Origin of the sequence: Pyxidicoccus xibeiensis, assembly GCF_024198175.1 — a bacterium.
Lineage (GTDB): Bacteria > Myxococcota > Myxococcia > Myxococcales > Myxococcaceae > Myxococcus > Myxococcus xibeiensis.
In genome coordinates this window covers 72239-98117 of sequence record NZ_JAJVKV010000014.1, presented here as the reverse complement: position 1 = coordinate 98117, position 25879 = coordinate 72239, and the positions used below count along the sequence as shown (strand labels likewise).

The window sequence follows — 25879 nt, the reverse complement described above, 5'->3', positions numbered from 1 at the left end:
GCGTGCCCTCCAGGCCTCGCTCAGTACTTCACCATGACGTGGCGCACGGCGGTGTAGTCCTCCAGGGCATACATGGAAAGGTCCTTCCCGTAGCCGGAGCGCTTCACGCCGCCGTGGGGCATCTCGCTCACCAGCATGAAGTGCGAGTTGATCCACGTGCAGCCGTACTGGAGCTGCGCCGCCACCCGCATCGCCTTGGAGATGTCCTTCGTCCACACCGACGAGGCCAGGCCGTAGTCCGAGTCATTCGCCCAGGCAATCGCCTGCTCGTCGTCCTCGAAGCGCGTCACCGACACCACCGGGCCGAACACCTCGCGGCGGACGATTTCGTCCTCCTGCCGCGCGCCCGCCACCACGGTGGGCTCGAAGAAGAAGCCCTGGGTGCCGCGCGCCTTGCCGCCCACCGTCACCTCCACGTGCTTCAGCTCCGCGGCGCGCTCCACGAAGCCCGCCACGCGCTGGCGCTGCTTCTCGGTGATGAGGGGGCCCATCTCCACGCCCGGCGCCTCCTGCGTGCCCACCTTGAGCGAGGCCACGGCGGTGGACAGGTCCGCCACCAGCTTCTCGTACACGCGGGGGCCCGCGTAGATGCGGCACGCGGCGGTGCAGTCCTGCCCCGCGTTGTAGAAGCCGAACGTCCGGATGCCGGACACCACCGTCTCCAGGTCCACGTCGTCGAAGACGATGACCGGCGCCTTGCCGCCCAGCTCCAGGTGGGTGCGCTTGACGCCCTGGGCCGCCGCCTCGAGGACTTTCTGCCCGGTGGCCACGTCGCCCGTCAGCGACACCATGCGCACCTGCGGCTGGCGGATGAGCGGGGCGCCCACGGACTCGCCGCGTCCCGTCACCACGTTCACCACGCCGGGCGGGAAGAGGCCGGCCATCAGCGTCGCCAGCTTGAGCGTGGTGAGCGGCGTCTGCTCGGAGGGCTTGAGCACCACCGTGTTGCCGGCGGCCAGGGCGGGCCCCAGCTTCCACGCGGCCATCATCAGCGGGTAGTTCCAAGGGGCGATGGAGGCCACCACGCCCAGCGCGTCCCGCCGAACCATGCTGGTGTACCCGGCGGCATACTCCCCGGCCACCGCGCCCTGCATGGTGCGCACCGCGCCCGCGAAGAAGCGGAACACGTCGGCCACCGCCGGAATCTCGTCCCCCAGCGCCAGCGCGTAGGGCTTGCCGCAGTTGAGCGACTCCAGCCGGGCCAGCTCCGCGCCCTGCGCCTCAATCGCGTCCGCCAGCTTCAGCAGCACCGTGGCGCGGTCCTTGGGCGGCGTGCGGGACCAGCCGGGGAAGGCCTTCTCCGCGGCCTTCACGGCGGCCTGGATTTGCGCCAGGGACGCCTCGGGCACGCGGGCCAGCACCTCGCCCGTGGCCGGATTGAGGACTTCCTCCGCCGGGCCCTCGCCGGCCACCAGCTCGCCACCAATCAACAGCTTGCCGTCCATGCGGTCCTCCCCTGGTTCGGGTGGCCACGCGGGCCACCGTGAGTCTCGCGGCCCCACAGGGCCGCTGAAATCACCTGCTGCTGCCGGCCACGTCCTCCGTCCCCCGCGTCAGGCGCCAGGCCACGAGGATGGGGACGGCGGTGATGAGCATCACCCACACCGCCACGACGTTGGTGATGGGTACGTCACGCGGGCGCCCCAGCTGGTCGAGCAGCCAGATGGGCAGCGTCTTCTCCGAGCCGGCGGTGAAGGTGGTGACGATGAGCTCGTCGAAGCTGAGCGCGAAGGCGAGGATGCCGCCGGCCAAGAGCGCGGTGGCCATCTGCGGCAGCGCCACGTGGCGGAACGTCTGGAGGCCGTCGGCGCCCAGGTCCGCGGAGGCCTCCAGCAGGCTGTGGGGCATCCGCCGCAGCCGGGCCACCACGTTGTTGTAGACCATGACCACGCAGAACGTGGCGTGGCCCACGGCAATCGTCCAGAAGTTGGGGGACACCTCCGCCAGCCGGAACGCGGACAGCAGCGCGATGCCGGTGATGATGCCCGGCAGGGCAATGGGCAGGATGACCATGAGGTTCAGGGCCTCCTTGCCGAAGAAGCGGCGGCGGTACAGCGCCCCGGCCAGCAGCGAGCCCAGCACCAGGGCCACCGCCGTGGAGGCCAGGGACACCTGGAGCGACAGCTTGATGGCGGCCAGCACGTCCTCGCGCTCGGCGGCCGCCTGGAACCAGCGCAGCGTGAAGCCCTTGAGCGGGAAGCTGAACGCGCTCTCCTCGGTGTTGAAGGCGTACAGCCCCACCATGAGGATGGGGAAGTGCAGGAACACCAGCCCGCCATAGGCGAGCACCCGCAGCCACACCGGCGCCTTCGGGCCGTCGTCCCGCCGTGCGTCAGAGCGCATCGAACGCTCCCAGCCGGCGCGCCAGCGTCAGGTAGAGGCCGATGATGACGATGGGCACCACCGTGAAGGACGCCGCCATGGGCATGTTCCCGATGGAGCCCTGCATCGTGTAGACCATGTTGCCGATGAAGAGGCCGGGCGGGCCCACCAGCTGCGGGATGATGTAGTCCCCCAGCGTGAGCGAGAAGGTGAAGATGGAGCCCGCCACCACGCCCGGGAAGGCCAGCGGCAACAGCACGGTGCGGAACGACTGCGCCGGCCGCGCGCCCAGGTCCGCCGCGGCCTGGAGCAGGTTGCCCGGCACCCGCTCGATCGCCGCCTGGATGGGCAGGATCATGAACGGCATCCACACGTAGGTGAAGACGAGGAAGCGGCCCAGGTTGGACGTGGACAGCGACGAGCCCCCCACGACGGGCAGCGCCAGCACCCACTCCAGCGCGGGGAGCAGATAGAGCCGCTCCACCAGCCAGTAGACGATGCCGCCCTTGGAGAGGATGACCGTCCACGAGTACGCCTTGACGATGTAGCTGGCCCACATGGGCAGCATGACGGCGATGTAGAAGAACCCCTTGCGCCAGCCGGTGGCGTAGCGGGCCATGTAGTAGGCCACGGGGAAGCCCACCAGCGCGGAGGCCACCGTCACCGCGGCCGCCATGCCCACCGTGCGCAGGATGATGTCGTGGTTGGCCGCGTCCAGCAGCGCCCGGTAGTTCGCCCAGGTGAACTCGGGCGTCACGCCCATGGTGAAGTCGTCGAAGGTGTAGAAGCTCTGCACCAGCAGCGCCAGCAGCGAGCCCAGGTACACCACGCCGAACCACAAGATGGGCGGCGTCAGCAGCAGCAGCAGATAGAGCGTGCCGTGCCGGTACAGCACGTTGGACACGGCCCGCGTCCAGGGGGCGCGGGAGCGGGCAGTCGAGGGCAGCGCCATGGGTGGCAAGGTCTCCACGCCCTACCCTCCCGGCTCCAGCCGCACCATGGCCTCGCGGGCCCAGGCCACCCGCACCGTCTCGCCCCGGCGCGGCAGCTTCGCCTCGTCCGCCTCGCCGTTGAGCACGCTCACCGTGAGCAGCTGGTTGCCCTCCACGCGCACCTCGTAGCGACTGGTGGCGCCGTGGTACTGCACCTCCTCCAGACGGCCCTCCACGCTCACCCGGCTGGCGTCCTCGGCCGCGGCGAAGCGCACGTGCTCGGGGCGCACGGAGAAGGGCTGCTCGCTGCCGGTGAGCCGCTCGGCCAGCGGCCCCGTCACCACGTTGGCGGTGCCCACGAAGCTGGCGACGAAGACCGTCCTGGGCCGGACGTAGAGGTCGCGCGGGCTGGCCACCTGCTCGATGCGGCCCTGGTTGAAGACGGCCACCCGGTCCGACATGGACAGCGCCTCGCCCTGGTCGTGGGTGACGTAGACGAAGGTGATGCCCAGCCGGCGCTGGAGGGACTTGAGCTCCGCCTGCATCTGCTCGCGCAGCTTGAGGTCCAGCGCGCCCAGCGGCTCGTCCAGCAGCAGCACGCGCGGCTTGTTGATGAGCGCGCGCGCCAGGGCCACGCGCTGGCGCTGGCCGCCGGAGAGCTGCCCGGGCCGCCGCGCCCCGAAGCCCGCCAGCGCCACCAGTTCCAGCGCGGCCTCCGCCTCGCGGTGGCGCTCCGCCTTGCCCACGCCCTTCACCATCCGCCCATAGGCCACGTTGTCCAGCACGCTCATGTGCGGGAACAGCGCGTAGTCCTGGAAGACGGTGTTGACGTCCCGCTCGTAGGGCGGGAGTCCGGCGGCCTCCTGGCCGTGCAGCTGGATGCTGCCGGACGTGGGCTGCTCGAAGCCGGCGATGAGGCGCAGGCAGGTGGTCTTCCCCGAGCCGGAAGGGCCCAGCATGGAGAAGAACTCACCGTCCTGGATGGACAGGGACACGCCATCCACGGCGCGCACGGCTCCGTAGTGACGGCTGACGTTCTTGAGCTCGACGGCGATGCTGCTCATGGCGTGTCCCGCTCCTGCTGCCTACCGGCCGCCCATGATGGCGATGTAGTCCTGCGTCCAGCGGCTGTAGGGCACACACGTCGCCTGGCTGGCGCACTTGGCCACCGGCGTCTTCCAGAAGTGCACCTGGGTGAAGCGCTCGAAGCCGTTGGTCTTGCAGAAGTCCGTGCCGCCCGGCGCCTTCGTCTTGCAGGCGTCCGGCACCACCGGGTTGGAGCCGAACCACTCGGCGAGCGACGCCTGCAGGTCCTTGTTGAGCGAGTGCTCCATCCACTTGTACGCGCACACCGGGTTCTTCGCGTTGACGTGCAGCATGGTGCTGTCCGCCCAGCCGGTGGAGCCCTCCTGCGGAATCACCGAGTCGACGGGCTGCTTCTCACCCTTGAGCGCGTTGACCATGTAGCCCCAGGAGCTGGACGCGACGACGCCCTCGTTCTTGAAGTCGCTCATCTGCACCGTGGCGTCGTGCCAGTAGCGGTGCGTGAGGCCCTTCTGGGCGCGCAGCAGCGCCACGGCGGCGGCGTACTGCTTGTCGTTGAGCTCGAACGGGTCCTTGATGCCCAGCTCCGGCTGCTTCTTCATCAGGTACAGCGCGGCGTCCGCGACATAGATGGGGCCGTCGTACGCCTGCACGCGGCCCTTGTTGGACTTGCCGTCCGGCAGCTTCTGCTCCTCGAACACCACGGCCCACGAGGTGGGCGGCGTCTTGAAGACGTTGGTGTTGTACATGAGCACGTTGGGGCCCCACTGGTAGGGCACGCCGTAGTGCCTGCCCTCCACCGTGTGCCAGGGCGCGTTCTTCAGCCGCTCGTCCACCGTGTTCCACGAGGGGACGAGGGCGATGTTGAGCTCCTGCACCTTCTTGCCGTGGATGAGGCGCAGGCTGGCGTCGCCGGAGGCGGTGACGAGGTCGTAGCCACCCTGGTTCATCAGGGAGACCATCTCGTCCGACGTGGCGGCGGTCTTCACGGTGACCTTGCAGCCGGTGTCCTTCTCGAACTTCGTCACCCAGTCGTACTTCTTGTCCGTCGCACCGCGCTCGATGTAGCCGGGCCACGCGACGATGTTGAGCTGTCCTTCCGGCTTGCCGAGCTTCTGCGGAGGAGCCGCCAGGCTCTGCGTCGCGGCGACCACCACTGCACCCACTGCCAGCTGCTTCAGCTTCAGCATGAACCCTCCCCGTTGGCTGTGTGACGGCAGGGGACTCTAGAAGAGCGCACCGGGGCTTCAAAGCGGTGCGCGCCGGTTCCATCAACGCGGCGGGTCGTTCGCTCCCGCTGTGACTCCCGGGGTCCCCCGGGAACCGTGGGCCCGCCGTCGCGCACGCGGTCCGGGTGACACGCGCGGCGTGTCCGGGCGGACGCACGAGCGCTCCCGCCGTGGCTCGGAGCCTGCGTCCAGCACCCACGCGCCGCGTCTCAGCCCCTGGTACGGCGGTTGCTGTGCGGCCCCGGCAGAGCCTTCCCCGCCTCTCGCCTCCTCCCAGGAGCCCGCAATGTCCCGTCCCCGCCGCCTCGGCCCCCCGCTGCTCGGGTGGGTCCTCACCGCCCTCTGCTTCGTCGCATGTCAGCGGGGCCAGGACTCCGCCCCGCAAGCCACTCCCGAGGGGGCCCAGGCCCCCATGAGCGACGGGGCCTCCGTCCCGCAAGTGCCCCTGGTCAGCCTGCCTCCGCCCGTGGAGCCCCCACCTCTCCCACCTCCGGCGGAACCCACGGAGCCTGGGGAGCCCGTGGAGCCCGGGGCCGAGGGCACGGAAGGCGCGGAGATGCTCACCATCACACGAAGCGCCTGCGAGCAGGCGGGGTGCGAGCTGGTGCTCACCTTCAGCGCGCCCATGGACACGGCGGGGGTGCCGGCGACCTTCACGCCGCCGCAGAAGGGCGCGTGGTCCTGGCGCTCCCCCACGGAGCTCGTCTTCAGCCCCGAGCCCGAGGCCCTGCAGTGGGGCCATGAGGTGACGGTGCGCGTCGCCAGCGCAGCGGCCGCGGGTGACGCGGGGCCACAGCTCGCGTCGGCGTGGGAGGACACCTTCCAGGTGCCCTTCTTCCAGGTGGCGGGCAAGGTGGCCTCGTGGCCCGTCATCCCGGGCCGCCCGCGCTTCATCGCCTTCCTCAACGACTTCACGGACCAGGTGGGCAACGGGCCGCTGCTGGCGCTCTATGACCAGCCCGTCTCCTCCAAGGCGCTGGACCGGCACATCATCGCCGAGGACGACGCCGGCAAGCGGGTGCCCGTGAAGGTGGCGGCGCTGGCGGACGGCGAGGGCCCCGCCAGCGTGTCGGTGGACAGCGAGCACGTGCTCGCGCTGCGCTTCCCCCGCTCGCTTGCGCACGGCACCACCGTGACGGTCCTCTGCCCCACCCACACCGACGGCGAGGGCGCCGAGCCCGCCGTCCACTCCATGGTCCTCACCGTCAACCGCCGCCTGACGCTGGACGCGCAGACGCTGACCTCCGGAGAGGACCCGCAGCGCGCGCCCCTGTCCTCGCAGTGGGAGCTGAGCTTCAACAACCCCGTCGACGCGGACGCGCTCCGGACGCACCTCGACGTGGAGCCGGCGCCCGAGTCCCTCGAGGTCTCCGGCTGGGGCAAGGGCGCGACGGTGACGATGCGACTCACCCCGGGCCAGCGCTACCGAGCAGCGCTCAAGCGCGGGCTGGAGGACGTGCTGGGCAACCCGCTGGAGGGCACGCCGAAGTGGGCCTTCCGCGCCCAGGACCTGCCGCCCCGGCTCCAGCTTCCCCAGCAGCACCTGACGCTGGAGCTGCCAGGGGCCCGCCTGCCCTTCCAGGGCATGAACCTGGGCACACTCGAAGCCCAGGCGCGCCGCATCACCGCGCCGGACGCCTTCGTGCAGGCCTACGTGCACGCGCGGCAGACGGACTGCGCCAGCTACGGCGTCGCCATGGGGCCGGAGCGCAGCGTGAGCGCGCCCCGCCCGAAGTCGCTCAACACGGTGGAGCCGCTGGAGGTGTCGCTGGAGAGCGGCAAGCCGGGCCTGTACTGCCTGCAGCTCACCGCGAAGGGCCGGGGCAGCGAGGCGGGCGAGCGGGCCATCCAGGACGCGATGCTGCTCCAGCTCTCCGGCCTGGGCCTCACCGCCAAGGTGCACGACGGCGGCATCCTGGTGTGGCTCACCCGCCTGGCGGACGCGGCGCCGGTGGCGCAGGGCCAGGTGGCGCTGCTCGACGAGACGGGGGCGAAGCTGGCCTCCGCGGAGACGGGGGCGGACGGCGTGGCGCTCCTGCGCGCGCCCGGCATCGCCTCCGGCAGCGGCCTGGACAAGCGCGTCTTCATCTCCGCCCGCAAGGACGAGGACCGGCTGGTGGCGGAGGTGGACGAGCAGAAGCTGTCCAACGCCTGGCAGTTCGGCCTGTCGGGCGAGGTGAAGGGCGCCGAGCGGCTCGCCGCGCTCGTCTTCACCGACCGGGGTGTTTACCGGCCGGAGGAGACGGTGCACATCAAGGCGCTGGTGAAGGACGCGGGGAAGCTGCCGAAGGGCCAGCGCGGCGTGCAGGTGCGCGTGCAGGACCCGCGCGGCCAGGGCGTGCTGGACACGGAACTGGCGCTGGACACCTTCGGCACGGCGGACGTGGACCTGAAGCTGAAGGCCGGCGCGGCCGTGGGTGAGTACTCGCTGCGCCTCACGCATGGCGGGCGGGCGGTGGGCCACACCTTCCGCGTGGAGGAGTACCGCGTGCCCACGTTCGAGGTGAAGGTGACGGGCGCGCAGCAGGAGTGGCCGTCCGGCAGTGAAGTGGAGGCGGTGGTGGACGCGCGCTACCTGCACGGCGGCGAGCTGTCCGGACGTGAGGTGCGCTACCAGGTGTGGCGGGCCCGCGAGTCCTTCGCGGCCTCCGGCTTCTCGCAGTTCGCCTTCGGGCTGCCGGAGGACGGCTCCGGCGCGGGGCTCGTCGACAGCGGCGAGGAGCGCCTGGACGGCCAGGGCCGCAAGACGGTCCGCTTCAAGGTGGACCACCCGTCCTACGCGGGCCCCATGCGCTACACCGTGGAGGCGAGCGTCACGGACGTGGACCGGCAGGCCTATGCCGGGCGCCTGTCGCGGGTGGTGCACCCCGCCGCCTTCTACGTGGGCGTGCTGCCCCCCGCGCGCGCGGTGGTGCGCGCCGGTGAGGTGCTGGAGGTGCCCATCATCGCCGTGCGTCCGGACGGCACGGTGCGCGAGGGCGTGCAGGTGCGCGCGCAGCTGGAGCGCGTGGACCACCACACCTATGCGCGCCTGAGCGGCACCAGCGCGCAGCTCGTCAACCGCGAGGAGAAGGTGGAGGCGGGCCAGTGCCTCGTCACCACGGAGAAGACGGCCGTCACGTGCCGGCTCCCCGTGCCGGAGGCGGGCCAGTACCAGGTGCGCGCGTGGGCGCAGGACCCGGCGAAGAACCTCGTTCAGGCGGGCTTCCAGGTGTCGGCCTCCGGTGGCAACGCGGTGGCCTGGCCCCGCTTCGACCAGGACCGCATCCAGGTGGTGGCGGACAAGGCGCGCTACAGCCCCGGCGAGACGGCGCGGCTGGTGGTGCAGACGCCCTTCACGGAGGCGCGCGGGCTGCTCACCGTGGAGCGCGGCGGCATCCTGGAGCACCGCGTCTTCGACATCCGCGGTGACACGCCCACACTGGAGATTCCCATCACCGACGCGCACGTGCCCAACGTGTACGTCTCGGTGGTGCTGCTGCGCGGCCGGGTGCACACGGAGAAGGACGCCACGGGCTTCGAGACGGGCGCGCCGGCCTTCAAGCTCGGCTACGCGCAGCTCCACGTCGAGCCGGGGAACCAGCGCCTCGCCGTGGAGGTGGCGCCGGAGAAGCCGGTGGCCCGGCCCGGCGCCACGGTGACGCTGGACGTGACGGTGCGCGATGCCGCGGGCCGGCCCGCCTCCGGGCAGGCCGCCGTCATGGTGGTGGACGAGGCCGTGCTGGGCCTCACCGGCTACCGGACACCGGACCCGGTGCCCGCGCTGTACGCGGCCCAGGCCCTGGGCGTGCGCACCGCGGAGAGCCGCCTGGAGCTGCCGCATGCGCGGCGCCAGCGCCACGAGCTGCTCTTCCCGGGAGGTGACGGCGGCGAGGGCTTCGCGCTGGGCGACTTCCCGGCCGACCTGCGCACGCTCTTCCAGAGCACCGCGTACTGGAACCCGCGCGTCGCCGTGGGCGCGGACGGCAAGGCGAGCCTCCGCGTGAAGCTGCCCGACAACCTCACCCGCTACCGCATCATGGCGGTGGTGGTGGACGAGGCGGGGCGTGCCGGCTCGGGCGAGAAGGGGCTGGTGGTGAAGAAGCCGCTGATGCTGCAGCCCGTACTGCCGCGCTTCGCGTACCCCGGCGACACGCTCCGGGTGGAGGTGCTCGCGTTCAACGGCCAGGCGGAGGCGGGCCCGGTGCAGGTCACCGCGTCCTTCGACGGGCTGGAGCTCCAGCAGGGCGGCAACCTCGTGCCGCCGGCCCAGGCGGTGAAGCCGGGCGAGTCGGCGTCCTTCGGCTTCCCGGTGAAGGTGGCCGGCCGGGGCGCCGCGAAGGTGCGCTTCGCCGCGCGCCTGGGCGAGGCGACGGATGCGGTGGAGGTGACGCTGCCCGTGCTCAACCCCGGCTCGCGCCGCGTCATGGTGTCGAGCGCGCAGGTCTCCGGTGAGCAGCGCCTGGAGCTGGCGCTGCCCGCGGACCGGCAGCCGGGCAGCGTGGAGCTGGAGGTGACGGTGTCCGGCACCGCGCTCAGCGAGCTCAAGGACGCGGTGGGCTACCTGATGGACTACCCCAACGGCTGCATCGAGCAGACCACCAGCACGGCCTACCCGCTGGTGGTGCTGAAGGACCTGCTGCCGGAGATGGGCGTCACGGTGAACGAGGCCGACTTGCAGAAGTTCTCCGAGGCCGGCATCAAGCGCATCCTCTCCTTCCAGACGACGGCGGGCGGGCTGTCCTACTGGCCCGGCGGCACGGAGCCTCACGCCTTCGCCACCGCCTTCGGCCTCACGGCCCTCATCGAGGGGAAGAAGCGCGGCTACGACGTGCCGGACGAGGCCCTGAAGCGGATGGGCGACTACCTGGAGCTGCGGCTGCGCGACGGGGAAATCTCGGAGGAGATGCCCCACACCTCCATGGCGGACGCGGATTCGCGGGCCTACTTCGTGATGACGCTGGGCCGCCTGGGCCGGCCGCAGCCCGCGTACATCTCCACGCTGTGGCGGGAGAAGTCGAAGCTCACGCCGTTCGGCCTGTCCTTCCTGGCCGTCGCGGTGAGCGAGCTGAAGGGGCAGGACCAGTCCCTGCTCCAGCCCATCCTCGCGGAGGTGGAGGCGGCGGCGCAGAAGAGCGAGCAGGAGGCGTGGTTCGACGGGGAGCCGCACGGGGGCTGGTCCATGGACTCGCCGCTGCGCACGCACGCCACGTCGCTGCTGGCCTTCGCCTCCGCGGGAGGCAGCGGGGGGCCGATGGGCGCCAGGCTGCTGACCGGCCTGCTCAGGCGCCAGCAGGGCGGGATGTGGGGCAACACGCAGGAGAACGTCTTCGGCATCATGGGCGTGGTGCGCCTGGCGAAGTCGGCCCAGGGGGGCAACGTCCCGCCGATGTCCCTCACCCTGGACGGCAGGACGGTGAAGGAGGGGGACATGGAGGCCGTCAGCCAGCGCGTGCGCCGGCTGCGGCTGACGGAGGCGGACCTGGGCCTGAAGGCGGGCCAGGCGCACACGCACCAGGTGCGGCTCACCAACCGGGGCCCGAGCCCGGCCATCCTCCGGGTGCGCGCGCAGTACGAGGCGGAGCTGAACGCGAAGAACCGCGCCCCGCGCGAGGACGGCTTCCGCGTGGAGCGCCAGTACGAGACGGTGTCCGGGCAGCCGCTGGCCGGGCCCATTCCGCTGGGCTCGCTGGTGCGCGTGCGGCTGAAGGTGAAGGCCTCCACCCACCAGAACTACGTGGCCATCGACGACAAGCTGCCCGCTGGCCTGGAGCCGATGAACACGAGCCTGGCCACCACGGAGAAGGTGTCCCAGGGGCCGATGACGGCGGCGCTCCAGCGCGGCCTCGCCACGCTCTCCTACAGCGAGATGCGGGACCACCGCGTGGCCTTCTACGTGGACGACATGGTCGAGGGTGACTACGAGTTCAGCTACGTCGCGAGGGCCACCACGCCGGGCACGTTCCTCCGCCCCGCCGCCGGCGCCGAGGCCATGTACGCGCCCGAGGTCGCGGGCGCCACCGCCATCGACGAGGTGACGGTGCAATGAGCCGGCTCCCCTCAGGGGAGCCCGCACCATCCGGGGCTCCCGCGTCACCCGAGACCGCCGCGGCGTCCGAGCGCGCTGCCGAATCCGACACCTCCGTGCCGTCCGGAGCTCCCGTGAAGCCTGACACCACGACTCCACCCCGCCCCGCCTCCAGACGGCGCCGCGTCCTCCGCCTCTGCACGAGGGCGGCGGGCGTCCTGGCCCTGGCCACCGCGGCCTTCGCGGTGGCCCTCTGGGTGGCCGTCGTCAGCAGCCCCTTCCCCGTGGAGGAACTGCAGGCACGCACCGGCGACTCCCTGCGCATCCACGATGCGCGAGGCCAGTTGCTGCGCGAGGTGGTGAATGCGGAGGGCGAGCGCGCGCGCTGGCGTGCCCTGGAGGACATCTCTCCCCTGCTCGTGAAGGCCACCATCGCCGTGGAGGACTCGCGCTTCCATGAGCATCCCGGCGTGGACGTGCGCGCGGTGGCGCGCGCGGTGACGCAGGCGGTGCGCTACCGGCGCGTGGTGTCCGGCGCCTCCACGCTGACGATGCAGCTGGCGCGGCGCCTCCGTCCGCACCCGCGCTCGCTGCGCGGCAAGCTGGAGGAGATGCTCGTGGCGCTGCGGCTGGAGCGTGCGGCGGACAAGTCCACCGTGCTGGAGCAGTACCTCAACCGCGTGCCCTACGGCGCGGGCACCATCGGCGTCGAGGCCGCCAGCCAGCGCTACTTCGGCAAGCCCAACACGCACCTCAGCCTCGCCGAGGCCGCGCTGCTCGCCGGGCTCCCCCAGGCCCCCACCACCCTCAATCCCCTGAAGGACCTCGAGCGCGCCCGCGTCCGCCAGCGCACCGTCCTGGCCCGCATGGGCGCCACCGGCATCATCACCGAGGACGAGCACACCCGCGCCCTCGCGGAGCCCCTGCGCCTCGTCGGCGGCGACGTCCCTGCCGCCGTCACCGCTGACACGGCGCTGCACTTCACGGACTACGTCGTGTCCCTGCGCCCGCCCTCCGGCGACGTGCGCACCACCCTGGACGGCGACCTCCAGCGGGAGCTGGAGTCCCTCGTGCGCGGGCACGTGGACGCCCTGTCCGCGGGCGGCGTGACGAACGCCGCCGTGGTGGTGCTGGACAACGCGGACTGTCAGCTCCGCGCCATGGTCGGCTCCGCCCGCTATGGCGACGCAACGTCCGCGGGCTCCGTGAACGGGGCCCTGGCGCGGCGCCAGCCCGGCTCGGCGCTCAAGCCCTTCACCTACGCGCTCGCCTTCGAGGGCGGCGACACGCCTGCCTCCGTGGCGGCGGACGTGGAGACGCGCTACGGCGAGGCGGATGGCGACCTCTTCACGCCGAAGAACTACTCGGGCGACTACTCCGGCCCCGTGCTGATGGGCGAGGCGCTGGGCCGCAGCCTCAACATCCCCGCCATCCGCGTGGCCCGCCGCGTGGGCCTGAAGCCCCTGCTCACCCGGCTGCGCGACGTGGGCTTCACCTCGCTGGATGCGCCCGCGTCGCACTACGGCCTGGGCCTCACCCTGGGCAATGGCGAGGTGACGCTGCTGGAGCTGGCCCAGGCGTACGCGATGTTCGCCCGCGAGGGCCTCACCTGCCGCGCCACCCCCTTCCCCCATACCGTGCAGGAGCCGCGACGCGCCTTCTCGAAGGAGGTGGCCTGGCTCATCACCGACGTGCTCTCCGACGAGTCCCTGCGCATGCGTGGCTTCGGCGCCGGCAACGCGCTGATGCTCGGCTTCCCCGTCGCCGTGAAGACGGGCACCAGCACCAACTGGCGTGACAACTGGGCCGTGGGCTACACGCCGCGCTTCACCGTGGCGGTGTGGACGGGGGACTTCTCCAACCGCCCGCTGCACGGGATGACCGGAGCCACCGGCGCCGGCCCCCTCTTCCACAAGGTGATGAAGCGCGTGGCGCGCCGCGCGGACCCCACCGCCCTCCCGGAGCGGGTGCCTCCACCGGAGGGCATCGTCGAGGGCAAGGTGTGCGCACACTCCGGACTGCTGCCCACCCCGTCCTGCCCGGTGCATCGGCGCGTGCGGCTGCCGGCGGCGCACGTGCCATCCCAGCCCTGCCCCTGGCACCGCGAGGTGCGCCTGGACGCGCGCAACGGCCTGCTGGCCGGGGACAAGTGCCCCTCCGAGCACGTGGTGAAGCGCGCCTTCGCGTTCCTTCCCCCCGCGTACGCCTCCTGGCAGGCCTCGCACGGGCAGGAGTCCGCCCCGGCCGCGCCCACGCGCTACTCCCCCCTGTGCCCGGAGGAGGGCCCCGTGCCCGGAGCGCTCGTCATCACCTGGCCTCGCCCGGGTGAGGTCTTCGTCATCGAGCCCGGCTACACCCGCCGCACCCAGACGCTGCGACTGAGCGCGGAGGTGGAGCCCCGGCTCGCGGAGGTGACCTGGCTGGTGGACGGCCGTCCCGTGGGCCGCGCCGCATGGCCCTATGACGCTTCCTGGGCCCTCCAGCCAGGGAAGCACCGACTGGAGCTGGCGGCCCGGGGACTGCGAAGCGAGCCGGTGGATATCGAGGTGCGATGAGCGTCAGGCAGGCGTACCATGGGAGGATCCAGCGACGGAGACGACGATGGACCCCCTCGAGCTCAACCGCGTACCCGGCATCAACCCCCAGATTCCGGAAGCATCCCGTATCTACGACTACACGCTGGGAGGCACGCACAACTTCGAGGCGGACCGGCGGGCCGCCGAGTACCTGTTCTCGCTGCTGCCCTCGACGCCCAAGTGGGTGCGGATGCTGCGCACCTGTCTGCGGACCGCGGCGCGGCGCATGTCCATGGAGGGCTTCGAGTACTGGGTGGACTTCGGCTCCGGCCTGCCCACGGAGGAGCACGTCCACACCGTGCTGTCCGACGCCCGCGTGCTCTACAGCGACATCAACCCGCTGACCATCGCCACGGCGAAGCACCTGCTCGGCAACAACCCGAATGTCCGCTACCTGGAGTGCGACCTCCGTCAGGCAGGGAGCTTCCTCCAACGGCCCGACGTCGTCGACTTCCTCCAGGGCGAGCGGCGCGTCGCCTTCGGTGCCAACGGCATCACCGTGTTCCTCACGGCCGAGGAGAACCGGAGGTTCTTCCGCGCCCTCTACGACTGGGCCGCGCCGGGCTCCAAGCTCTTCACCACCTTCGAGACGAAGGACCCGCGCCTGAGCACGCCCCAGTGGGAGCAGTTCGTGGGCATGTTCCAGCGGATGGGGGAGCTGTTCCACCTCTACTCCCTCCCCGAGTACCTCGACTTCTGTTCGCCGTGGACGCCCGACGCGGAGGGCGTGAAGACGGTCCGCGAGTTCCTCGCCCTGCCCTCCGGCCACATCACCGAGGAGGACCGCGAGGGCGTGGGCGTGGAGTTCTACGCCGTCGTCCTGGAGAAGCGGTAGGCCGCCCGCCCGAGGAGCAGCCGTGCGGCCATCCCGCCGCACGCTGTACCCGGCGCCGTGACTACCGTGTCCATCAGGCAACGCGGGCACGGAATCACTTTCGGGAGGAGCGAGCATGTTCCAGGCGAGAAGACGTCGGGTACTCGTGGGTGTGGCGATGGGAGCGGCGCTGTCCCTGCTCGGCAGCGGCTGTGGCTCGTCGCGCGCCGCGAAGGTGGAGGAGTCCTGGCTCGCCCGGGTGCCGGAGGAGCGGCTGGGCGACGTCCGGGCGGCCGAGGCGGAGCGACGCAAGGCCCAGGACGAGGTCACCCGGGCGGACGTCGCGCTCAATGACGCCGAGCGGGCGCTGCAGGTGGCCCGCCGCAACGCGGACGCGTCCGAGCTGCGCAAGGAGGCCAACCAGGCCGCGCTGGAGGCCGCCCAGGCCACCGGCCAGCGCGCCGACATCGAGCGGGCGAAGGCCGAGCTGATGAACTCGGAGACAGGGGTCACCGCGGCCCAGGCGCAGGTGAACTGGCGCCAGCAGTCCATCGAGTCGCTGCAGGCGCGCAAGCAGCTCCGGGAGAACGAGCTGGAGGTGGCCGAGGCGAAGCTCAACCAGGCCGAGTACCTCGCCCTCAAGGAGAACGGCGACGTGCGGGCCGATGAGATGTCCGAGGCGGACTTCGCGTCGGCCATCGCCAGCGCCCAGCGCAAGGTCGAGGAGGCGCGCAGGCGGGTGGACTCGCAGACGCGCGAGGAGCAGCAGGCCCGCGCCCAGTGGGAGCGGCTGCGCACCCAGGCGCAGGGCTACGGCGGCAGCGGCACCCCCGTCGAGGAGTGACGCGGGAAGGTGACGTTTCCAGGGGCGTGACTCACGGGCGCGGTGCGGGAGAATCTTCCCCACCGCGCCCTGTCATGCGAGGGTGCCGCCGCCATGCGCCTGATGACGCGCCAGGCCGGGGTGCGGAATGGGCCGCCTCCGAGATGCGAGGGGCCTTCGTGACGCCCTACGATCAGATCTTCGAGAACAACCGTCGGTGGGCAGAGGAACAGCTCCGGGCGGACCCTGAGTACTTCCACCGGCTCTCGCGCGAGCAGCGCCCCGACTTCCTCTACATCGGCTGCTCCGACAGCCGCGTGCCGGCGAATCAAATCATGGGCCTGGCGCCCGGTGACGTCTTCGTCCACCGCAACGTCGGCAACCTCGTCAACAACGTCGACCTCAACGTGATGTCCGTCATCTTCTACGGCGTCCGGCACCTCGACGTGAAGCACATCATCGTCTGCGGCCACTACGGGTGCGGCGGCGTGCAGGCGGCCATGCAGCCCAAGGACCTGGGCATCCTCAACCCCTGGCTGCGCAACATCCGCGACGTGTACCGCATGTACAAGGCGGAGCTGAACGCCATCACCGACGAGGCGAAGCGCTACGACCGCCTGGTGGAGCTCAACGTCATCGAGCAGTCCATCAACATCATCAAGACGGCCGCCGTGCAGAAGTCGTATCTCAAGCGCGGCTACCCGATAGTGCACTCCTGGGTCTTCGACATGAACACCGGCACCCTCAAGGACCTGAAGCTCGACTTCAAGAAGACGCTGGAGACCATCCAGGAGGTCTACGACCTCACCGGCGAGAGCAACCAGCAGGAGTGGCCTCCCGACCCGCTGCCCCGCTCAAAGTGAGCGCAGCAGCGCGCGGAACTCCTCGTCCTCTGGAATGGGGTGGATGCCGGAGTCCTTGAGCTCCGTCTCGCGCAGCGACTCCCCACCCCGCCGCAGGGCCTCCGCCAGCAGCGAGCGGGCCTCGTCGCGCCGGCCCAGGAGAAACGCGATGTAGCCCGCGCTCCCCAGCGCGAGCGGCTCTCCCGGCCGGCGCTCCAGCGTCGCCTGCATCCGCTCGCGCGCCCGCTCCAGCAGCGACAGCGCCCGCTCCGGCTCGCGCCGCCACACCCGCTTCGCCTCGCACAGCAGCGCGAAGCCCGCGCTGTTGAGGGCATTGGACACGCGCTCGCGCAGGGCCGGCTCCACCGCCTCGGAGAAGCGGCGCACGACGTCGTCGAAGCCCGCGAGCGCCTCGTCCACGCGCCGCAGCTCGCTCAGCACCTCCGCGCGGCAGATGAGCGCTCGCGCCACCTCCACCCGCAGGTCCAGCACGCGCTCGCCGCCGAAGCGCCGCTCCACCTCCGCGAAGGTGGCCATCGACTCCTCGGGCCGCCCCATCCGTCCCAGCAGGGACGCCTTGAACATCAGCGACTTCGCGGCCTGCATGCGCAGCTCCGCCTCCACGTCCCCGCTGAAGCGGCGCACCAGCTCGTCATGGACGGGCAGCGCCTCCTCGCACCGGTCCAGGTAGCGCAGGAAGACGGCCTTGCGCAGCAGCGCCTCCGACATCAGCTCGCGCAGGATGAGGTCCGTGCCGCCCTCCAGCCGGCGCAGCGCCTCGTCGCAGGTGGCGGCCCCGGCCTCGTGCCGTCCCAGCTGCCCCAGGGCCACGCACTTGTAGAGCAGCACCCGCACCAGCCCCTCGCGCAGCCGCAGGTCCTTCCAGCCGCCTGCCTGGCGGAGCGTCTCGTCACAGGCGGCCACCGTGTCCTCGGGCCGGTCCAGTTGCACCAGCGCCAGCGCCTTGTTGACGAGCGCGCGGATGACCTGGAGGCGCACGGCCGGCGACAGCGAGCCGCCAAACCACTGGATGACCTCGTCGTAGAGGGAGAGGGCCTCCTCGAACTGCCCCGCCTCACCCAGCTCGTTGGCCCTGTCGAGCACCCCCTGCACGACCTGCTCGGGGCTCGCCGTGTCATCCATCGCCATGGGTCCTTCCCTCCCGTCCCGGGAGCATAGGCCGGACGGGCCGGCCCCCGCTGGCCGTCACTTCGGCGGGCGGAAGACGTACTGGAAGACGGGCTCGTCGCGCCCCGGCGGGTACTGCGCGTCCAGGAAGGCGAAGTGCGCGTGGCCGGCCAGCAGCGCGTCCTTGAGGCTGTCGTGCACGACGGCCACCTGCGTCGCGCGGCCGGACTCGTCCACCTGCACCCGCACCTTGAGGATGCCCTTGAGGCCCGGCTGCTCCTTCAGTCGCTCCGTGTAGAGGGCCACCAGCCCCAGCGACACGCGCGCGTAGATGGTGTCCGACGTCCCCTTCGCCGGCGTGGCGGGCAGCCGGAAGCGCCGGACCAGCGCGGCCGCCTCCCCTTCCGCCTCCGGCACCCGCTGCTCGGGCGCCGCGAGCGCCGCGCGGTACGACGTCAGCGCGTCCCGCAGCCGCTCCTGCCTCACCAGCTGCCGGGCCCGGCGCACGTGGAGGTCCGCGCGCTGGGGCGCCCGCTCCACCGCCTTCACCATGTAGCCGTCGCAGGCCGCGCCGTCTCCCCGCGCCTCGGCCAGCTCCGCCAGGCGCAGCAGCGGCGCCGGGTCCTTCAGCTCCACGGCGACGAGCCGCTCCAGCGCCTTCTCCTCGTCCGCGGCGCGCCCCAGCTCCGCGTACAGCCGCGCCAGCAGGGCCAGCGGCGCAGGGGCCGCGCCGCCCAGCTCGACGTACCGCTCCAGCGACTTCGCGGCCTTGTCCTTCTCCGAGGCGGCCAGCCACAGCTCGGCCTGGAGCCGGTGGGCCTCCCGGTCCTTCGGCTTCAGGGCGATGAGCCGGTCTCCCGCCACGGCGGCCGCGCGCACGTCGTTCGCCGTCCGGGCCAGCTCCGCCAGCTTCCTCAGCACCTCGGGCTGCTCCGGCCAGCCCTCCACCGCGCGCGTCAGCTCCACCCGCGCCTCGGCCTCCCGTCCCGGCTGCGCGGCCAGCAGCAGGCCCAGGCTGGCGCGAAGCTGCGGCGCGTCCAGCGTGGACAGCGCCTGGCGCAGCCGCGCCTCCGCCTCCGGCAGCCGGCCCTCCGCCTGCAGCAGCAGCGCCTGCCCCCAGAGCGCGGGCGCGAAGCCCGGCGCCTCGCGCAGCGCGGCGTCGAAGTGGGGGCGGGCCTCCGCCAGCAGCTTCCAGCGCACGTAGATGAGCCCCATGCCCACGTGGGGCCAGGGGTTCTCCGGGTACAGCGTGGAGATGGCCTTGAGCTCGTTCCAGCACGCGTCCGCGGGGAACGACAGCCAGGCCCGGTAGATGCGCGGCATCGGGTCGTTCGGCCGCGCCCGGACCTGCTCCTCCAGGGAGTCCTCCAGCGCGCGCGTCCCGCCACGCACCCGGGCCGTCTCCACCTGGCGCAGCATCCCCAGCACCTCCCCGGCGGGAGGCAGCACCGCCCGGGGCGCCGCGCCCGCGGCCGGGACGGCCAGCAGGAGCAACACGAGGACCGGAAGGCGGAGGCGCGAACGGGGGTACATGGAGCTCGCGCGGACCATACCAGACGGGCCCCGGCGCGCTGCCGAACCTCTCCTGGAGCGCCTGCTTCCCTGCTCGCGCCCCTCTCACCCGCCGGGCATCCCGGAGTCTTCGGGGACCCGTCCGGCGGGGTGGAGCCTGTCGGGCCCCGCTCCAGGCCAGGATGCCTGGAGCGGAAGCCTCGTGGGTGCTACCGCTTCAGGGGCTCAGCCAATCTCGAGCTTGCAGGTGGCGTCGCAGCCGTCGCGGTTGCGGGTGTTGCCGTCGTCGCACTCCTCCGGCGGATCCTGCTTGACGCCGTCGCCGCAGCGGGGCCCCAGCACGCAGCCACGGGCGCACTGCCCGTAGCCGCCGTCGTTCACGCCGTCATCGCACTCCTCACCCTTGTCGGTCTGGGTGATGCCGTCGCCGCAGGTGGCGGCGCACTCGGTGCGGCGGGTGACGAAGTTGTTGAGCGTGAGCCGGTAGTTCGACCCGGTGGTGTGACGCTCGGCCTGGAGCACCACGACCTCGTAGATGCCGCCCACCGTGAGGCCCAGCTGGCTGGCCCGCTGCGACAGGGTGATGGTGCCACTCTCCGGACCGTGCACGCCGCCGAGGTCGATGGCCAGCTTCTTGTTGATGAACACCCACACGTCGTCGTCGCCGCGGAAGGTGAGCACCTCGGTGCCCTTGTACTCGAACCAGTAGCGGGCCTCGCTGGTGAAGTTGAAGTTGTGGTTCCCATCGCGCCGGGGCTCCTGGCTCGTGGCCACCCAGCCCGCGTTGTCGAGCGGGAAGAAGGCCGCGTTGTCGAAGACGTACGAGCCGTTCGCCGGCTGCCGGATGAGGTCCAGCGTCCCGACGACCGTCTTGTTCACGTTCGGCGTGTCCCGGTACCACTGGTCGAAGGCGGCCTTGCCGTTGGTGTTGGCGGAGGCGACGCCGTCCTTCCCGTACACCGGCTTGCCGTCAGTCCCCAGCGTCGCCGCCACGATGCCCGTCTCGAGGCCGGCGTTCTTGTTCTCGAAGTCGATGTGGCCCCGCGGCAGGCCGCCCGACGCCGCCAGGTCATAGCCGCGGAAGTCGCGGTAGACGACCGGGATGGACACCTGGGCCGGCGGGTCCTCCTCGATGAGCTCGCACGCGAAGCCCTCCTCGAACTTGCAGGAGGGCGAGCAGCCGTCGTTGGCGCGCGTGTTGCCGTCGTCGCACTGCTCGGCGGTGCTGCCGGGCAGCATCACGCCGTCGCCGCACACCGCCTGGCAGGTGCCGTTGTTGCACACCGGCTCGCGCACGCACAGCGGCGAGCAGCCGTCACCCATGTTGTTGTTGCCGTCATCGCACTGCTCGGTGCCCTCCACGACGCGGTCGCCGCAGGTGGTGCGCACACAGGCCTGGCCGGCGGTGGGGCACTTGTAGCCGGACTCCAGGCGGCACGAGGAGTTGCAGCCGTCGCCATTGGTGGCGTTGCCGTCCTCGCACTCCTCCTCGCCGGCGATGATGCGGTCACCGCACTGCGCGGCCCGGCAGCGGCCGCCCGTGGAGGGGCAGTTGTAGCCAGGCTCCACGGTGCAGGTGGCGCTGCAGCCGTCGTTGGACGTGATGTTCCGGTCGTCGCAGACCTCGGGGGCCTCCACGCGGCCGTTGCCGCAGCCCTGGGTGCGGACACAGGGCTGGCCAGCCGTGTCACACGACCAGCCGGTCTCGATGGCGCCACAGTTCGCGCTGCAGCCATCACCACCGGTGGCGTTGGCGTCGTCACACACCTCGGGCGCCTGCAACTGCCCGTCACCACAGAGCAGACCACCGTCGTCTACCGAAGCATCGGGCTCGGGGGTGACGACCCCTGCGTCCGGCTTCTTGGAGTCACCATCGCCTCCACATGCAACGAGCGAGAAGAGAAATGAGGCGAGTACGAGACTCGCGAGTCGGGTTCCTGCGCGGGGGGGATTCAGCATGAGACGAATGCTGAAATTGCTTGGCGCATGTGTCAACGCATCAGAGCATTCCGCGAGCCGAAGGCCGCTCGGAAGTGCAGGAAGCACGCACATGTGAAGGATGGGCGGACTTTCGAGCCTTGTGCACACGTCCCTCGCACATCCACATTCATGCGGGCAGAGCAGGCAGCCAGGGCTTCCCTGCCATCCATCCAGGCGTCGCAAAAGCCGCGGGATGTCTCACGGCGCGGGCTTTGCGCGCCCGTGCGCGGGGAGCTTCAGCGCGTGGCGTCGCGGAGGTACTGCGCGTAGAAGCGCACCGCGTTCGCATACCCGGCGACGGAGACGCGCTCGTCCTTGCCGTGCAGGCGCGCGAGGTCGGCGCGCTCCAGGCGCAGCGGCATGAAGCGGTAGACGCTGTCGCTCAGCCCGGCGTAGTGGCGCGCGTCGGTGGCGCCCACCATGAGGTAGGGGGCCACCACGGCCTCGGGGAACACCTGGCGGATGCTCCGCTGGAGCACGCCCCAGGCCTCGGAGTCCGTGCGGGACACCGGCGAGGGCTCGCTCTTGAAGCCCAGCGTCCCCACCTTCACGCGGGGGTCATCCACCACGCGCCGCACATGGGCGAGCACATCCTCCACGGTGTCTCCGGGAAGGATGCGGAAGTTCACCACCGCGCGGGCGCGGGACGGCAGGACGTTGTCCTTCACGCTGCCCTCGAACATGGTGGCCGCGGTGGTGGTGCGCACCGCCGCGTTGGTGGAAGGCTGGCCCTCCAGCTGTCGCAGCACGAGCGGCTCGAAGAGCCACAGGTTGGCGAAGACCAGCCGCAGGCCGAACGGCATCTCCGGCCCGACGAACTCGAAGAGGGCCCGGCTGCCGCCGCGCAGCTCGGCCGGCATCGGCTGCTCCTCCAGGCGCATGACGGCGCGGCTGAGCACGCCCACCGCCGTCTGCCTCGGCGGCATGGACGAGTGGCCGCCCTCCCCCTCCACCACCAGCTCCGCGCTGACGAAGCCCTTCTCCGCCACGCCCACCAGCGCCACCGGCGCCGCCACGCCGGGGACGGTGCCCGTCATCATCATGCCCCCCTCGTCCAGCACGGACTCCAGCCTCACGCCGCGCTCCTGCAGCAGCGCCGCCATCGCCTGCGCGCCCTTGCCGCCCACCTCCTCGTCCGCGCCGAAGGCGAGCAGCACGGTGCGCCGCGGCTGGTACCCCGCCGCGAGCAGCCCCTCCACCGCCTCCAGGATGCCGAGCACGCTGCCCTTGTCGTCCAGCGCGCCGCGCCCCCAGACGTACCCGTCCACCACCTCGCCGCTGAAGGGCGGGCGCGTCCAGGACGCCTCGGTGCCGGGCTCCACGGGCACCACGTCCAGGTGGCCCATCAACATCATCGGCCGCAGCGACGCCTCGCTGCCCGGCCACGTGTAGAGGACGGAGTGCCCCCCCACCGGCTCGCGCCGCAGCGCCGTGTGGACGCGGGGGAAGTGCTCCTGGAGGTAGGCGTGCAGCGCGACGAAGGCCTCGTCCCGCGCGGGGACGCCGTCCGACGCCGCCAGCGTCCGCAGCCGCAGCGAGCCCGCCAGCCGGGCGGCCGCCGCGTCCGCGTCCACCGGGAAGGCCTCCGGGGCCTCCGGGGCGACCTGGCGCGAGGTGAAGCGCAGCGCCCGCACCACGACGACGCTGGCCAGGACGCAGATGCCGAGCAGGAACAGCAGGAGGAAGCGTTTCATCGGAGCTCGCGGGAGGGGCGAAACACGGTAGCAGACGCGTGGCGCTCGACTTCAGCCACGCCGGACGGAAGCGCCCGACACCACCGATTTCTTGGAATCTGAGACTAATGCAACGCGCCTTGAGGTCGGAGAGGCCGGAAAGACGTCTTTATCCAATTTTCCACTGTCAGTGTCGGACAGTCTCCGTATATACGCCCTTCTTCCGAGGGGGTTGTCGATGCTGACTCAGTCCGCGAAGCAGTGGCAGTGCGTGCTTCTGTTCGTGCTGGGGACCTTGCTGGGAGCCTGCGGCACAGGGAAGGGCGACGAAACAGGGCTGCCCGGGGCGCCCACGTCCGTGAAGGCCGAGGCGGCGGATACCCAGGCACTGGTGAGATGGACCCCGCCCACGAGTGACGGGGGAAATCCCCTCCTCTACTACGTCGTGCGGTGTGAGCCCGCGTGTGGCGGCGCCATCGTCAGCGCGGGGGAGATGCAGGCCACCGTGCTCGGCCTCAACAACGGCTTCCCGTACCTCTTCAAGGTGTCGGCGGTGAACGCCGTGGGCGAGGGCCCCACCTCCATTCCGACGGAGTCGGTGACGCCGCTGGCCGGCGCCCGCATCCCGAACCCCACCCTTCCTGGCCAGCCCCGGGCCGTGCGCGCGACGGCGGGCAACCACGAGGTGTACGTGAGCTGGCTGGCGCCGGCGAGCTTCGGTGGGCGGCCCCTGACGTCGTACCGCATCACCGTGCAGCCGGGTGGCACCTCGCGCACCGTGGACGCGCCAGCCGCGAGCGTGCGCATCCCCGACCTGCTCAATGGCGTGCCCTACACCTTCACGGTGGTGGCCACCAACGAGGTGGGCGACAGCCCGGAGGCGGCCACGCCGGCGCCGGTGCGGCCCCAGGCCGGCGGGGCGCCGTCCAGCTGGGTGACGGGCTACTACGTGGGCTACCAGCGCCACCTCTACCCGGCGGACGCGGTGGACTTCTCCGGCCTCACCCACCTGGTGGTCGGCCGCTTCAAGCCCGGCCCCTTCGGCACGGTGAACGCGGACCTGGACGTGACGGACTACGAGGGCCCCGCGCTCGCCAAGAAGCTGTCGACGCGCGCCCACGCGGCCGGGCGCAAGGCGCTGATGATGCTCGGCGGCTTCGGCGAGCACGACAACTTCGTGTCCGCCACCGCCGACGAGTCGCGCCCCATCCTCGTGCGCAACCTCATCAAGCTCATGGACGAGCTGGGCTACGACGGCATCGACGTGGACTGGGAGCCCATCATCCTGGCCGCGGAGACCCCCGCCGGAGCCCCCATCCCCACCGACGACGGAGAGCGGCTGCTCGCGCTGCTGGACGACCTGCGCGCCGCGCGCCCCGGCATCATCCTCACGGTGCCCGTGGACTGGATGAACTCCAACTTCATGATCAGCGATGTCCGGGCGGAGTTCGTGGCGAAGCTGGCGGCGCGCGTCGACCAGATCAACATCATGTCCTACAAGATGAGCGGGCACTGGGGCAGCTGGGAGAGCTGGCACTCCAGCCCGCTCGAGGACGACGCGCCCAACCGTCCCAGCTCCGTCTCCACCTCCGTCCAGGGCTACCTGGACGCCGGCGTCCCCGCGGGACGGCTGGGCATGGGCATCGGCTTCTTCGGCACGTGCTGGCAGGGCATCACCGAGCCCCGCACGCCGCTCGACGGGCGCAAGGACGTCATCGAGGGCCAGAGCGACAACGCCATGAGCTACACCAACATCATGACGGACTACTACGAGCCCGAGGCGTACCGCTGGGACGGGAAGGCCGAGGCGCCCTACCTGTCCTTCCCCTCGGCGAACGGGCCGGGCCATTGCAACTACATCTCCTACGAGGACGCGCAGTCCGTCGCGGCCAAGGGCCGCTTCGCGCGCCAGAAGGGCCTGGGGGGCACCATCATCTGGACCATCAACCAGGGCCACCTGCCCCGGGCGCCCGAGGGCCAGAAGGACCCGCTGCTCCAGGCCGTGAAGCGCGCCTTCCTGGACCCCTGAGCTTCGCGGGTGGCCCTGGGGCACCGGGCCGCCCCCGCTGCTCGCCGGGGTGACGGCCGGGCCCTCCCGGGCCCGGAGCGCGAATCGCTGGCCATGGCGGGCGCGCTGGCCCAGCATGGGGACATGGCGTCCCCACCGTCCGTCATCACAGCGCTCACCATCGCCGGCTCCGACAGCGGAGGTGGCGCCGGCATCCAGGCCGACCTCGCCACCTTCGCCTTCCACCGCGTCCATGGCACCAGCGCGCTGACGGCCGTCACCGCGCAGAACACGCTGGGCGTCACCCGCGTGGACGTGCTGCCCGCCGCCTCCGTCGCCGCGCAAATCGACGCGGTGGCGGGTGACCTCGGCGCGGGCGCCGTGAAGACGGGCATGCTCGTCAACCCGGACATCATCACCGTGGTGGCCGGACGGCTGCGCGCGCTGAAGCTGGGGCCGCTGGTGGTGGACCCGGTCATGGTGTCCCGGGCCGGCGCGCGGCTCATCGACGACGCTGCGGTGGGCGCCCTGAGGGAGCTGCTGCTGCCGCTGGCCGACGTGGCCACGCCCAACCGCCACGAGGCGGGCCTGCTGGCGGGGATGGAGCTGCACACGCTGGAGGACATGCGCGAGGCCGCGCGCCGCATCCACCGGCTCGGCCCCCGCGCGGTGCTCGTGAAGGGCGGCGGCATGGCGGGCGCGCTGCGTGGCACGGACGTGTGGTTCGACGGCGAGCGCCTGGAGACGCTGCACCTGCGCTCGGTGGACACGCGCAACACGCACGGCACCGGCTGCACGCTGTCCGCGGCCATCGCCGCGCACCTGGCGCTCGGCCAGGACGCGCTGGAGGCCACCCGGCGCGCCAAGGCCTACGTCACCGCCGCGCTGGAGCACCCGCTGGCCCTGGGCAAGGGCCCCGGCCCCTTCAGCCACTTCTTCCCGCTGGACGGGTAGGCCCGGGGCTCATCCACGCCCCGGGCCCGCGGGCC

The 25879-nt window shown here is 71.7% G+C and carries 16 protein-coding genes; 7 read left to right on the top strand and 9 right to left on the bottom strand.

Features of this window, described 5'->3' with window-relative positions:
* Positions 1-20 precede the first annotated feature (20 nt).
* From LXT23_RS39840 to LXT23_RS39820, 5 genes are all read right to left on the bottom strand, one after another.
* Positions 21-1445, bottom strand: coding sequence for a gamma-aminobutyraldehyde dehydrogenase (locus tag LXT23_RS39840; RefSeq protein WP_253985692.1), 1425 nt, complete (start codon positions 1443-1445; stop codon positions 21-23).
* 70 nt (positions 1446-1515) lie between these two features.
* The gene (locus LXT23_RS39835; RefSeq protein WP_253985691.1) at positions 1516-2343 is read right to left on the bottom strand and encodes an ABC transporter permease; all 828 of its coding nucleotides are present in this window, start codon (positions 2341-2343) and stop codon (positions 1516-1518) included.
* Positions 2333-3292 carry an ABC transporter permease gene (locus LXT23_RS39830; protein ID WP_253985690.1) on the bottom strand — a complete coding sequence of 320 codons (960 nt, stop codon included), beginning with the start codon at positions 3290-3292 and terminating at the stop codon, positions 2333-2335. The genes LXT23_RS39835 and LXT23_RS39830 overlap by 11 nt, the downstream gene beginning before the upstream one ends.
* Before the next feature lie 3 nt (positions 3293-3295).
* Complete coding sequence (locus LXT23_RS39825; protein ID WP_253985689.1) at positions 3296-4318, bottom strand: ABC transporter ATP-binding protein; 1023 nt, start codon at positions 4316-4318, stop codon at positions 3296-3298.
* 21 nt (positions 4319-4339) lie between these two features.
* The gene (locus tag LXT23_RS39820; protein WP_253985688.1) at positions 4340-5488 is read right to left on the bottom strand and encodes an ABC transporter substrate-binding protein; all 1149 of its coding nucleotides are present in this window, start codon (positions 5486-5488) and stop codon (positions 4340-4342) included.
* Between the two features lie 325 nt (positions 5489-5813).
* On the opposite strand from LXT23_RS39820, the gene LXT23_RS39815 reads away from it, so the two are divergent.
* The 5 genes from LXT23_RS39815 (at position 5814) to LXT23_RS39795 (ending at position 16610) form a co-directional block, all read left to right on the top strand.
* Positions 5814-11555, top strand: coding sequence for an alpha-2-macroglobulin family protein (locus tag LXT23_RS39815; RefSeq protein WP_253985687.1), 5742 nt, complete (start codon positions 5814-5816; stop codon positions 11553-11555).
* Between the two features lie 113 nt (positions 11556-11668).
* On the top strand, positions 11669-14089 hold the full coding sequence (pbpC, locus tag LXT23_RS39810) for a penicillin-binding protein 1C (protein WP_253985686.1): 2421 nt from the start codon (positions 11669-11671) through the stop codon (positions 14087-14089).
* Between the two features lie 46 nt (positions 14090-14135).
* Positions 14136-14945, top strand: a complete 810-nt coding sequence (locus LXT23_RS39805) for an SAM-dependent methyltransferase (RefSeq protein ID WP_253985685.1) — start codon at positions 14136-14138, stop codon at positions 14943-14945.
* Positions 14946-15060: 115 nt separating this feature from the next.
* On the top strand, positions 15061-15768 hold the full coding sequence (locus LXT23_RS39800; protein WP_253985684.1) for a hypothetical protein: 708 nt from the start codon (positions 15061-15063) through the stop codon (positions 15766-15768).
* A gap of 158 nt (positions 15769-15926) precedes the next feature.
* The gene (locus tag LXT23_RS39795; RefSeq protein WP_253985683.1) at positions 15927-16610 is read left to right on the top strand and encodes a carbonic anhydrase; all 684 of its coding nucleotides are present in this window, start codon (positions 15927-15929) and stop codon (positions 16608-16610) included.
* Here LXT23_RS39795 and LXT23_RS39790 read toward each other — a convergent pair.
* The 4 genes from LXT23_RS39790 to LXT23_RS39775 form a co-directional block, all read right to left on the bottom strand.
* Complete coding sequence (locus LXT23_RS39790) at positions 16602-17738, bottom strand: tetratricopeptide repeat protein (protein ID WP_253985682.1); 1137 nt, start codon at positions 17736-17738, stop codon at positions 16602-16604. The two genes, LXT23_RS39795 and LXT23_RS39790, sit on opposite strands and share 9 nt — an antisense overlap.
* A 57-nt stretch (positions 17739-17795) precedes the next feature.
* Positions 17796-19250 (bottom strand): hypothetical protein, encoded by a 1455-nt coding sequence (locus tag LXT23_RS39785; RefSeq protein ID WP_253985681.1) that lies wholly within the window; start codon positions 19248-19250, stop codon positions 17796-17798.
* Positions 19251-19454: 204 nt separating this feature from the next.
* On the bottom strand, positions 19455-21188 hold the full coding sequence (locus LXT23_RS39780; protein ID WP_253985680.1) for a DUF4215 domain-containing protein: 1734 nt from the start codon (positions 21186-21188) through the stop codon (positions 19455-19457).
* Between the two features lie 257 nt (positions 21189-21445).
* Positions 21446-22903 carry a M20 family peptidase gene (locus LXT23_RS39775; RefSeq protein ID WP_253985679.1) on the bottom strand — a complete coding sequence of 486 codons (1458 nt, stop codon included), beginning with the start codon at positions 22901-22903 and terminating at the stop codon, positions 21446-21448.
* Positions 22904-23120: 217 nt separating this feature from the next.
* On the opposite strand from LXT23_RS39775, the gene LXT23_RS39770 reads away from it, so the two are divergent.
* Together LXT23_RS39770 and thiD are read left to right on the top strand one after the other, a co-directional pair.
* Positions 23121-24911 (top strand): glycosyl hydrolase family 18 protein, encoded by a 1791-nt coding sequence (locus LXT23_RS39770; protein WP_253985678.1) that lies wholly within the window; start codon positions 23121-23123, stop codon positions 24909-24911.
* 123 nt (positions 24912-25034) lie between these two features.
* Positions 25035-25844, top strand: a complete 810-nt coding sequence (gene thiD, locus LXT23_RS39765) for a bifunctional hydroxymethylpyrimidine kinase/phosphomethylpyrimidine kinase (RefSeq protein WP_253985805.1) — start codon at positions 25035-25037, stop codon at positions 25842-25844.
* Positions 25845-25879: the final 35 nt, after the last annotated feature.